Here is an 11,983-nt window from a genome sequence, read left to right as displayed (position 1 = left end):
CAGATTCTCCTTAGATTAAAATAATAATGCGATAGCTAAGATTGCTGCCGTAACAACAATCGTGAGAGCCCAGAAGCCTTTAACGATAGGCTCATCAGACATTTTCTTATCTTTCACAATAATACTGACGGCTTTTGGTGCAAGATTAAACCATGTGGTGGTGTGCAATAATGTTGCTGCCAAAGTAATAATGTTAATGATAAGAATGATTGGGTTACTTAAGAACCCAACAAAGCCAGCCCATGATTCAGGGCCACTCTTGAGTGCAAATACCCCATATAGGACTAAGATACTAAACCAGACTTGAAGGACTGAAGTACTTTCACGCATGATATAAAAGCGGTAAAAACCTAGCTTTTGCCACCAATCGCCCTTCATTTCCCTTACATAGGGTTTACGTTTTGTTGTCATGACTTCAATTCTCCTTATCGTGGCTTCAGCATGGCGATAACAAAGTCTTGCGCACTGGCAACTTTACCTTGTTGGATCGCACCCGCAGGGTCGACATGCTTAGGACAGACTTCAGAGCAGTAGCCTACAAACGTACAACTCCAGACACCATTGTCACCGTTTAACAAGGTCATGCGTTCTTTCGCACCATGGTCTCGGTTATCTAAATTGTAGCGCTCTGCCAATGTAATCGCGGCTGGACCGATGAACTCTGGGTTCAGTCCAAATTGTGGGCAAGCTGCATAGCACAGACCACAGTTGATACAGCCTGAGAATTGATGGTATTTCGCCATCTGGGCAGGCGTTTGCTTATTTGGGCCTTCAGAAGGTTTACGGTCATTACCGATAATGTACGGTTTGATCGCCTCTAAACGCTCAATAAAGTGAGTCATATCAACAACAAGGTCGCGCTCGATTGGGAAGTTACCTAATGGCTCAACTTTCATGCCTTGCGGGTATTCACGCAGGAATGTTTTACAAGCCAGTTTAGGCACTTTATCCACCATCATGCCACAAGAACCACAAATCGCCATACGACAGGACCAGCGGTAAGACAGGTCTGGAGCGAGATTATCTTTGATATAGCCTAACGCATCTAACAAAGAAGTTTGCTCGTCGTAAGGGACATCATACGTCACCAAATGGGGCTCACTATCCGTTTCCGGATTGTAACGCATGATCTCCATTTTTAGGTGTTTCATATCATCCATTAGCTTGCTCCTTCTTCGCCTTATCTTGAGCTTCAGCTTCGGCACCGTAAACACGTTTAGCTGGCTGAGATTTCGTGATTTTCACGTCACTGTATTCTAAACGAGGGGAGCCCTCTGGGTTATAGAATGCCAAAGTATGTTTAAGGAAATTAACATCATCACGCTCAGTACAGCCTTCATCGAGACGTTGGTGTGCACCACGTGATTCTTTACGGTTGATTGCAGAGTGAGCCATACATTCCGCCACATCAAGGCCAAAGCCTAATTCAATGGTGTACAGTAGGTCAGTATTAAATACGCTGCTATGGTCGGTAATTTCGACATGTTTGAAGCGTTCTTTCAGCTCAGCAATTTTATCAACGGTTTTTTGCATTAATTCAGGGGTACGGTAGATACCGCAGCCTTCTTCCATTGAAATACCCATTTCATCGCGTATTTTCGACCAGCTCTCTTTCCCTTTTTGGTTCATGAGCTTGCTGAGGTCAGCTTCGATATCACGAGTACGGGCTTCGATAGCATTTGCATTGGCTGGTGTTGCTTCAGCAGCATGGCGAGCGGCTTCTTCACCTGCCAGACGACCAAATACAACTAATTCAGCTAATGAGTTAGAACCTAAACGGTTTGCACCGTGCAAGCCAACAGAAGAACACTCACCGACAGCAAATAGGCCTTTGATGCGTGTTTCTGTGCGTTGATCCGTTTCGATACCACCCATGGTGTAGTGAGCGGTTGGGCGAACAGGAATTGGGTCTGTTACTGGGTCAACACCCACGTAGGCTTTCGCCAATTCACAAATAAATGGTAAACGCTCATGCAGTTTTTCTGCGCCAAGGTGGCGAAGATCTAAGTAAACAACATCACCGCGGTGGGTACTGATGGTGCGACCTGCACGCCATTCGTGCCAGAACGCTTGGGAAACTTTGTCACGTGGACCCAGTTCCATATATTTATTTTCAGGTTTACCCAGTGGAGTTTCAGGCCCCATTCCGTAGTCTTGCAGATAGCGATAGCCGTCTTTATTGACAAGGATCCCGCCCTCACCACGACAACCTTCGGTCATTAAGATACCAGAACCCGGTAACCCAGTTGGGTGATATTGAACAAATTCCATATCACGCAGCGGCACGCCATGGCGGAATGCGATACCCATACCATCACCGGTTACAATACCGCCATTGGTATTGTAGCGATAAACGCGTCCAGCACCGCCAGTTGCCATCACGATGGCATTAGCACGGATCTGGACTTTTGTTCCTTCCATCATATTTAACGCGACAAGACCACGGACTTGGCCTTCATCAACAATGATATCGAGAACAAAATGTTCGTCAAAACGTTGAATTTGTGGATATTTTAATGAAGTTTGGAACAGGGTATGGAGCATGTGGAAGCCAGTTTTATCAGCAGCAAACCACGTACGCTCAATTTTCATTCCACCGAAACGGCGAACGTTAACTGAACCATCTGGTTTACGGCTCCACGGGCAGCCCCATAGCTCTAGCTGGGTCATTTCTGTTGGGCAGTGTTCGACAAAATAGTCGACAACATCTTGCTCACACAGCCAGTCCCCACCAGCTACAGTATCATTAAAATGATAGTCATAGGAGTCATGAGCCTGAGTAACTGCTGCTGATCCCCCCTCTGCGGCCACAGTGTGACTACGCATTGGGTATACTTTTGAGACCAGAGCAATCTTGATATTGGGATTTGCTTCAGCGGCAGCAATTGCTGCACGTAAGCCTGCGCCCCCGGCCCCGATAATCGCTAAATCGGCATTGAAGGTTTGCACTGCGCTTCTCCATTGTTCAAGTGTAAAATTGATAAATTCTTTTAAATACTTTTGATAATTAGCTACGTCATTTTCAGTTCAACTTAAAGCTAAACTACGAAATATCTGTTTTTTAATAGTAAATAATATAATAGCTAATAATGACTTATCATGCTGTGAATTATAGCGAATAGTCCTCAAGATAAATTTGATATAGAGGGGTGTTTTGGCCAAATTTAGCGATAAAGTGTGAGATAGATCTTCTTTTTATAAATTGTTTTTACATTACTGGATTTTCTAGGCTGTTAACACCGAATAAAAAGGAATTTCAAATGATTATCATTAAATTTACATAGACTTTTAGTGTATAAAACCAAGTGAATTACTCAGGTTTTATCAATAATAAGTGATTAATACTATTATTATAGCTGAAGAGTTTAATTCATATTGAATGCTAATTTGCGAGGAGTCTCACTATTTATTATTTAGAATAAATTTAATTTTGAACAGAAAATTTTAAAATAGATTGAGAAAGCGAATCATTTCGCTTTTTTAGTAACAGATATGTCACATAATATAAGAATTAATCATGTTTCTGGCTACTTTCATTACTCTTCCCACCTCTGTAGGATAAAGCTAAAAGTAAAGGCTTTGCCTAATCGTATAAAGCAAGAGATAATCAGGCTATCTCTACTTACTCATCATCATGCCGACAGTTGCAAGTATTTACGTTCAGATAAATATGCATTATCAGTGTAAATGCATTGTGTGTTGCCTGTGAGGTGGGTACACTGCACGACTAAGTTTATTTTGGAGTCATCTTAATGAGTGATATAGCGAATTGGCAGCCAACCGCCCCCATCGCTAACCTGTTACAGCGCGCAAAAATAATTGCGGAAATCAGACGTTTTTTTACTGATCGTTGTGTACTTGAAGTCGAAACCCCCGCAATGAGTCAGGCAACAGTCACTGACATTCATCTTGTTCCATTTGAAACGCGTTTTGTGGGCCCTGGTGCAGCGCAAGGTATTAATTTATATTTAATGACTAGCCCTGAATACCACATGAAACGTTTATTAGCGGCCGGTAGTGGTCCTATCTATCAGTTAGGTCGTAGCTTTAGAAATGAAGAAGCAGGGCGACATCATAACCCTGAATTTACCATGTTAGAGTGGTACCGCCCGCATTTTGATATGTATCGCTTGATCAATGAAGTGGATGACCTACTGCAACAAGTTTTAGAATGTGAGAGTGCAGAGCTACTTTCATACCAACAAGCATTTTTACGCTATTTGGATATTGACCCGTTATCTGCTGAAAAAAGTGAATTACGTGAGGTTGCAGCCCGTTTAGATTTGAGCAATATCGCGGATCAGGAAGAAGATAAAGATACCTTACTTCAACTGCTATTTACCATGGGCGTTGAGCCTCATATTGGTAAAGAAAAGCCTGCAGTCGTGTATCATTTCCCTGCGACTCAAGCTTCTCTTGCGGTGATTAGCACGGAAGACCACCGCGTAGCTGAGCGTTTTGAGGTGTATTATAAAGGGATGGAACTGGCGAATGGTTTCCATGAACTCACCGATGCAAGCGAACAACGCCAGCGATTTGAACAAGACAACCGTAAGCGTGCGGCAATGGGGCTCCCTACTGCACCTATTGATGAGCACTTGCTCGCGGCTTTAGAGCATGGTTTACCTGATTGTTCTGGTGTCGCTGTTGGGGTTGATAGGCTGATTATGATTGCTTTAAATGCAGATAAAATCAGTGATGTGATCGCATTCCCTGTCACTATCGCGTAATTTATTTTCAAAACCGATTAGACTTGCTGCCAAACATAATATGTTTGTCAGCAGTCTGAATGCAGCCAAATGGCTGCATTCTTATTTTGTCCCAGAAAACTATTTTTGTTTCTGCTGTTCTAAGAACTTAACCCCTAAGTCAGGGAAGTCTGTGAAGGCGCCATCGACATCGGCTTGGTTATAAATAATGTCATAAAGCTGTTGCCCATCTTTGGCGTATTTTGGCAGCTTATCAACACGGATAGTGAACGGATGCACTGCCATTTTGTTATCATGAGCTTCTTTAACCATGCCATTCACTTTGATATTAGTTGGCGTGGATTCTTCACTAATTAGCATATGATAATCAGGGCCAATACCATCTGCATAGGTCGCAATTTCTTTCATGGCGCCGGGTTTCATCATCCAATCATAATTGTAATTAACCCAAGTTCCGTCAGGTTTTTGCTCTTGAGTTTCATTCCAATCGGTGTAAGCAATCAATTGAATTAATTTAAGATCCATTCCCATTTCTGGCATCAAGGTATTTTTGATACGTTTTAGGTCATTAGGGTCAAATGACTGTAGATAAACGTTGGAATCCTTGGTGGTATAGCCATACTCTTTAAGGACTTCGAGTGTTTTTTTGGTGATATCTTTGCCTTCTTGTAAGTGGAACCAAGGGGCTTTAATTTCTGGGTAGATACCAATATTCTTACCCGTTGACTTGTTTAATCCCTGAACAAATTCAATCTCTTCTTGGAAAGTATGAACGCGGAAGTCTGATTTGCCCATTGGGAAGCGGTTCGGATAGCTTTGCACTTTTTTACCATCAACAATATCAAATCCTTCTGTAAAATTGAGTGATTTGATTTCATCAAGGGTAAAGTCAATCGCATAGTAACGGCCATCTTTACGAGCGCGGTCAGGGAAACGTTCAGCAACATCTGTCACGCGATCGAGATAATGGTCATGTAAGACCACGAGCTCGTTATCTTTCGTCATAACTAAATCTTGCTCAAGAAAATCAGCACCTTGTGCGTAAGCCATTGCTTTTGCAGGTAGGGTATGTTCCGGTAAGTAACCACTTGCACCACGATGTGCAATGACAACTTTACTTGAAGCTTGAGCTACAGCAGACACTGACATCACTAAAACCATACTAGCCACCAATGTTTTTAATGGAAAGCTCATGATTATATCTCCTTGGCACTTTATTTGGGTAAAAAAATGGGCTACATCATTTTTTGATATAGCCCACGAGTCTAGCGATTAACAATGAACATTTGATGAATGTTTATTGTGAGTTTGCTAATTCGCGTTTATGTTTGCTTTCGCTCAACATCACGATAAACAGTAGAACAACGGCCAGTGCTGAACCACCGATCATGACTGCGAAGCCACCGTCCCAACCGAAGTAGTCTACGGTATAACCAACGATAGCACTTGCTGCTACAGAACCACCGAGGTAGCCGAACAAGCCTGTGAATCCTGCGGCTGTACCTGCTGCTTTTTTCGGTGCAAGTTCAAGGGCGTGCAAACCAATCAACATAACAGGACCATAGATTAGGAAACCGATGATCAACATACATGCCATATCAACATTTGGGTTACCAGCTGGGTTCATCCAGAACACGATAGTTGCAATGGTTACCAGAACCATGAAGAACACACCAGTAGCTCCACGGTTACCACGGAAGACTTTATCCGACATCCAACCACACAGTAACGTACCTGGGATACCTGCGTATTCATATAAGAAGTAAGCCCATGAAGATTTGTCCATTGCGAAGTGTTTAACTTCACGCAGGTAAGTTGGAGACCAGTCCAAAACACCATAACGCAGTAAGTAAACGAACACGTTCGCAATCGCAATCATCCATAATAGTTTGTTAGGGAAAACATACTTCATGAAGATTTCTTTTGCAGTTAACTCTTGCTCATCTGATGCTTTATAGTCAGTTGGATAGTCGTTTTTGTACTCTTCAATTGGAGGAAGACCACAAGATTGCGGGGTGTCGCGCATTAACGCAAATGCAATGATTGCAACAAGGATAGCAGCCAATGCAGGCATATACAGCGCAGCTTTCCAGTCGTTAAACCATGCCATACCTAACTAACATGAACAGTAATGGAGGGATACCACCACCGACGTTGTGTGCACAGTTCCAAACCGAAACGATACCGCCACGTTCTTTTTGTGACCACCAGTGAACCATGGTACGCCCACAAGGAGGCCAACCCATACCTTGGAACCAACCACAAAGGAACAGTAATACGAACATTACCATGATGCTTGATGTTGCCCATGGTACGAAGCCCATGACTAACATCACTGCGGAGGCGAGAATCAAACCTGCTGGTAAGAAATAACGCGGGTTTGCACGGTCGGAAAACGACCCCATGATAAATTTAGAAAATCCGTAAGCAATTGAGATCCCTGATAATGCAAAACCAAGGTCACCTTTAGAGAAACCTTGTTCAACAAGATATGGCATCGCTAACGCAAAGTTCTTTCGGACTAGATAATACGCTGCGTAACCAAAGAAAATACCCATGAAGATCTGCCAGCGAAGCTTACGATAGACAGGATCTATCTTATCCGCTGGCAGCCTCTCTATATGAGGTGCTGGTTTAAAAATGCTTAACATATACGCCTCCGATGGCATGCTAATTTTTATTTACACTTCCATTTCTCTATTTCAGAGAAATATTGAGTGTTTATTATTGGTGAAGTAACAAAAACGAAAGTAATCGAGTAATTTAAGAGTCTTTATTTTCTTAATTGCTCTAAATTGTAGTCGTTAAAAAACAATTTATCTGTAATCCAACGCACAATTATTGATTTTGTTTATGAAGTTGCATAGTAAATGACATTTGTGAATAGAATGGAACTAGAAATGTTAATTATTTTGTGATTCTCATCACGATTTTGTTCTTTTGAACACTGAATATGCATCAATTTCTTTCGTTTTTGTTCCTTATCAAACATTGATCGCGTTTCTGGGCTATATTTAATAATAGATTATAAAAATAGAATCTATACTTATCGATTATAGAAATGTTTATTAATGTGAGGAATGCGACATGAATGGCTCATCTGTGACTGAGACGGATGTCATCATTATTGGTGGTGGCGCAACAGGTGCAGGAGTCGCTCGTGACTGCGCTCGCCGAGGTCTAAGAACTGTTTTACTCGAAAGGCATGATATTGCGACTGGCGCGACAGGGCGTAACCATGGGTTACTTCATAGTGGCGCGCGTTATGCAGTCACAGATGGTGAATCCGCCAGAGAATGTATAGAAGAGAACAAGATTTTAAAACGTATCGCGCATCACTGTATAGAGCGAACTGATGGTTTGTTTATTACTTTACCTGAAGACAGCTTAGAGTATCAGCAACAATTCATTACGGCTTGCCAAGCTGCGGGTATTGATGCGACTGCAATTGACCCCAAAGAGGCTATTCGCCTTGAACCTTCTGTTAACCCACATCTAATAGGTGCGGTTCGTGTTCCTGATGGCACGGTTGACCCATTCCGTTTGACTGCGGCAAATATGTTAGATGCCAGAGAGCATGGCGCGAAAGTGTTAACTTATCATGAAGTTATTGGTTTGATTCGTGATGGCGACACCGTACGTGGCGTTACGGTTTATGATCACCACGCCAAGAAGCAATATGATATTTACGCGGAAATTGTCGTCAATGCAGGCGGGATCTGGGGGCAAAAAATCGCAGAGTATGGCGAATTAAAAATTAAAATGTTCCCTGCGAAAGGGGCGCTATTAATTTTAGGCCATCGCTTGAACAACATGGTGATAAACCGTTGCCGCAAACCTGCAGATGCCGATATTTTAGTTCCCGGCGATACGATTTCCCTGATTGGGACCACATCGACTCATATTGAATATGACCAAATTGATAATATGTATGTCACCCCTGAAGAGGTGGATATTCTTATTCGTGAAGGTTCAATGCTATCGCCAGCACTTGCAACAACACGTATTTTACGTGCATATGCAGGTGTTCGGCCATTAGTTGCCAGTGATGATGACCCATCAGGGCGTAATGTCAGCCGCGGTATTGTGCTGTTAGACCATGCTAAACGCGATGGCTTAGAAGGGTTTATCACTATCACTGGTGGTAAGTTAATGACATATCGTCTGATGGCTGAGTGGGCTACTGATAAAGTTTGTGAAAAATTAGGCCACAGTGCCAAGTGTACAACAGCAGAAGCGCCACTACCGGGCTCGCAACATAGTGCAGAAGAAGCCTTACGCAATGTTGTTTCTATCCCAGCCCCTATTCGTGGCTCAGCGGTTTACCGTCATGGTGACAGGGCTTCTGCAATTCTCAGTACGGATAGGCTCGATAAAAGTTTAGTTTGTGAGTGTGAAGCCGTTACTGCTGGTGAAGTACGCTATGCCGTTAATTCATTAACGGTGAATAATTTACTTGATTTAAGGCGTCGCACTCGTGTGGGGATGGGAACTTGCCAAGGTGAATTATGTGCTTGCCGTGCTGCGGGGTTACTCAATCGTTTTAATGTCACAACGCCTCATGAAACAGAGCAACAACTGAGTCACTTCCTTAATGAACGTTGGAAAGGTGTACGTCCAATTGCTTGGGGTGACGCATTGCGTGAAAGTGAATTTACCAGCTGGGTATATCACGGGTTATGTGGCATGAATGAAGCGACACTTGGCAAGGATGCACAGAAGGAGGCGGACAATGAAATATGATGTAGTGGTTATGGGCGGCGGTTTAGCTGGATTAATGAGCGGTATCCGTTTGACCCAGTCTGGTCTATCTTGTGCAATTGTTAGTGCAGGGCAAAATGCATTACATTTTTCATCAGGCTCCTTGGATTTATTAACCCATTTACCGAATGGACAAGTGGCTGAAAAACCATTAGAAATGCTTGATGCGCTAAAGGAACAGGCGCCAGCACACCCTTATAGTTTAATCGGAAAAACACAAGTTACTGAGCTAGCGCATATGTCTCAGTCAATATTGCAGCAAGCAGGAGTTCATTTAAAAGGCTCTTGTGAAGAAAACCATTATCGTATTACACCTCTGGGCCATAAACGGATGACTTGGCTTAGTCCTGAGTCTGTTCCGACTGTCGGTTTGCACCATAAAATGGATGTTAGCAAGATTGCTGTGGTTGGTATCGAAGGTTTCTTGGATTTTCAACCTCAGATGGTGGCTGATGAGCTACAACGTGAGGGGTTACAAGCAACATCGCATTATGTGCATTTACCATTATTAGACCGATTAAGAGAAAACCCGAGTGAGTTTAGAGCGGTTAATGTTGCTCGTTGGCTTGATAGACCAGAAAATATGGCACAAATGGTCGCTGAAATTTCTCCGTTGGTCACAGATGCAGAGGCGATTTTTATGCCAGCCTGTATCGGACTCGATAGTGATGAACCTTTACATGAATTACAAATGAGCTTAGGTAAGCCATTATTTTTACTACCGACTCTTCCTCCTTCGCTATTGGGGATTCGTTTGCATGAAATGTTACTGCGTCAGTTCCGTCGCCAAGGTGGAATTGTGATGCCTGGTGATAAAGTTACTGTGGTAAATTGTGTTGATGGCCGAATTGAATCTGTCCAGACTCGTAATCATGGCGATATCTCTTTAAAAGCTAAGCATTTTGTTCTGGCGACGGGGAGCTTTTTTAATAATGGATTGGTGGCTGAGTTTGACCGTGTCTATGAGCCTTTGATGCAATTGGATCTGTGTGAAATTTCAGAACGTGCAAAATGGACTAACAAAGAGTTTTTCGCTTCCCAGCCCTATATGGCTTTTGGTGTGAAAACCGATGAAAAGCTACGCGCACAAAAAGAGGGGAAAGCCATTTCTAATCTTTATGTGGCCGGCGCCGTTTTAGGCGGTTTTGACCCTCTCACTCAAGGTTGTGGTGCGGGCGTATCGATAATTAGCGCATTATATGCCGCTAATGAAATTATTAATGAACTGAGTAAGAATAAAACTATGCAGGTGGAGGTGGCACAATGAGTATTCAAGATGCAAGCTTTGAAAGCTGTATTAAATGCACTGTGTGTACCACTTATTGCCCTGTTGCAAAGGTTAATCCTCTGTATCCTGGTCCTAAGCAAGCAGGGCCAGACGGTGAGCGTTTACGCTTAAAAGATCCGATGCTGTATGACGAAGCGTTGAAATATTGTACTAACTGCAAGCGTTGCGAAGTCGCTTGTCCATCGGATGTGAAGATTGGCGATATTATTGCTCGTGCGCGTAATACTTACAGCCAACAGAAACCTAAAATTCGTGATGCTATTCTCAGCCATACGGATTTAATGGGGTCGTTATCGACGCCATTTGCACCAGTTGTCAATACTATTACAGGGTTAAAACCTGTACGTCAAATCCTTGATAAAGCATTGAAAATAGACCACCGCCGTGAATTACCTAAATATTCGTTTGGGACTTTCCGCCGTTGGTATGCAAAACAAGCCGCTGAACAAGCTAAATTTGAAGAGCAAGTTGCGTTCTTCCATGGTTGTTATGTGAATTATAACCACCCTCAATTAGGTAAAGACTTAATTAAAGTCTTTAACGGCATGAATATTGGTGTTCAGCTACTTAAACGTGAAAAATGTTGTGGTGTGGCATTAATAGCCAATGGCTTTATGAAACAGGCTAAGCGCCAAGCCAATGTTAATTTAGAGTCATTGCAAGAAACTATCCTTGAAAAACATGTACCTGTTGTTGCAACTTCATCAACCTGTACGTTTACCATCCGTGATGAATATACGCATGTACTTGATGTTGATACTTCTGCAATGAGGGATAACATCGAGCTCGCAACGCGTTATATTTATCGTTTACTTGAAGAAGGGCGTGAACTCAAACTGAAACATACGCCTTTAAAAGTGGCTTATCACACACCATGCCATATGGAAAAAATGGGGTGGACTTCCTATACGTTAGAGTTAATTAAACGTGTGCCAGGGGTTGAGCTAATTGTGTTGGATTCACAATGTTGTGGTATCGCAGGAACCTATGGTTTCAAAAAAGAAAACTATGAGGTTTCTCAAGGAATAGGGGCAGGGCTGTTCCGTCAAATTGAAGAAAGTGGTGCGGACATGGTGATTACAGACTGCGAAACTTGTAAGTGGCAGATTGAGATGTCGACGAGTAAGAAGTGTGAGCACCCAATTTCACTTCTAGCAAAAGCTTTGTGATCTGTTACTTATCGAATTGTAGGGTTGTTATTTTTTGTTTTAGCTCAGTTAAACCT

General features: G+C 42.7%; 8 protein-coding genes and 1 pseudogene. 4 read left to right on the top strand and 5 right to left on the bottom strand.

What is annotated here, in order from left to right; all coding sequences use genetic code 11:
* Positions 1 to 15: 15 nt before the first annotated feature.
* From frdC to frdA, 3 genes are read right to left on the bottom strand one after another with little or no spacing between them, the layout of a single operon-like run.
* Positions 16 to 411: a fumarate reductase subunit FrdC gene (gene frdC / locus P3L40_RS18645; protein WP_004258617.1), complete on the bottom strand. Its 396-nt coding sequence runs from the start codon at positions 409 to 411 to the stop codon at positions 16 to 18.
* A 14-nt stretch (positions 412 to 425) separates the two neighbouring features.
* The gene (locus P3L40_RS18640; protein WP_004258616.1) at positions 426 to 1,160 is read right to left on the bottom strand and encodes a succinate dehydrogenase/fumarate reductase iron-sulfur subunit; all 735 of its coding nucleotides are present in this window, start codon (positions 1,158 to 1,160) and stop codon (positions 426 to 428) included.
* Positions 1,153 to 2,949 (bottom strand): fumarate reductase (quinol) flavoprotein subunit, encoded by a 1,797-nt coding sequence (gene frdA, locus P3L40_RS18635; RefSeq protein WP_004258614.1) that lies wholly within the window; start codon positions 2,947 to 2,949, stop codon positions 1,153 to 1,155. Before frdA ends, P3L40_RS18640 begins: the two co-directional genes overlap by 8 nt.
* Positions 2,950 to 3,752: 803 nt before the next feature.
* On the opposite strand from frdA, the gene epmA reads away from it, so the two are divergent.
* Positions 3,753 to 4,730 (top strand): elongation factor P--(R)-beta-lysine ligase, encoded by a 978-nt coding sequence (epmA, locus tag P3L40_RS18630; RefSeq protein WP_004908119.1) that lies wholly within the window; start codon positions 3,753 to 3,755, stop codon positions 4,728 to 4,730.
* 99 nt (positions 4,731 to 4,829) lie between these two features.
* On the opposite strand, the gene glpQ is transcribed toward epmA, so the two are convergent.
* Both glpQ and glpT read right to left on the bottom strand, forming a co-directional pair.
* Positions 4,830 to 5,903: a glycerophosphodiester phosphodiesterase gene (glpQ, locus tag P3L40_RS18625; protein ID WP_004258611.1), complete on the bottom strand. Its 1,074-nt coding sequence runs from the start codon at positions 5,901 to 5,903 to the stop codon at positions 4,830 to 4,832.
* A gap of 103 nt (positions 5,904 to 6,006) precedes the next feature.
* Positions 6,007 to 7,360: pseudogene (gene glpT, locus P3L40_RS18620) on the bottom strand (glycerol-3-phosphate transporter).
* Between the two features lie 436 nt (positions 7,361 to 7,796).
* On the opposite strand from glpT, the gene glpA reads away from it, so the two are divergent.
* Genes glpA through glpC form a run of 3 tightly spaced genes read left to right on the top strand, consistent with a single transcriptional unit; the run spans position 7,797 to position 11,927 of the window.
* Positions 7,797 to 9,452: an anaerobic glycerol-3-phosphate dehydrogenase subunit A gene (glpA, locus tag P3L40_RS18615; protein ID WP_004258606.1), complete on the top strand. Its 1,656-nt coding sequence runs from the start codon at positions 7,797 to 7,799 to the stop codon at positions 9,450 to 9,452.
* Entirely contained in the window at positions 9,442 to 10,737 is a 1,296-nt protein-coding gene (gene glpB, locus P3L40_RS18610; protein ID WP_136135057.1) for a glycerol-3-phosphate dehydrogenase subunit GlpB, read from the top strand. The genes glpA and glpB overlap by 11 nt, the downstream gene beginning before the upstream one ends.
* Positions 10,734 to 11,927: an anaerobic glycerol-3-phosphate dehydrogenase subunit GlpC gene (gene glpC / locus P3L40_RS18605; RefSeq protein ID WP_004258601.1), complete on the top strand. Its 1,194-nt coding sequence runs from the start codon at positions 10,734 to 10,736 to the stop codon at positions 11,925 to 11,927. Before glpB ends, glpC begins: the two co-directional genes overlap by 4 nt.
* Positions 11,928 to 11,983: the final 56 nt, after the last annotated feature.

This window comes from Providencia sp. PROV040 (genome assembly GCF_032706145.1).
GTDB lineage: Bacteria > Pseudomonadota > Gammaproteobacteria > Enterobacterales > Enterobacteriaceae > Providencia > Providencia hangzhouensis.
The sequence above is the reverse complement of the archived record's forward strand: the minus strand, read 5'-3'. Positions and strand labels throughout refer to the sequence as shown.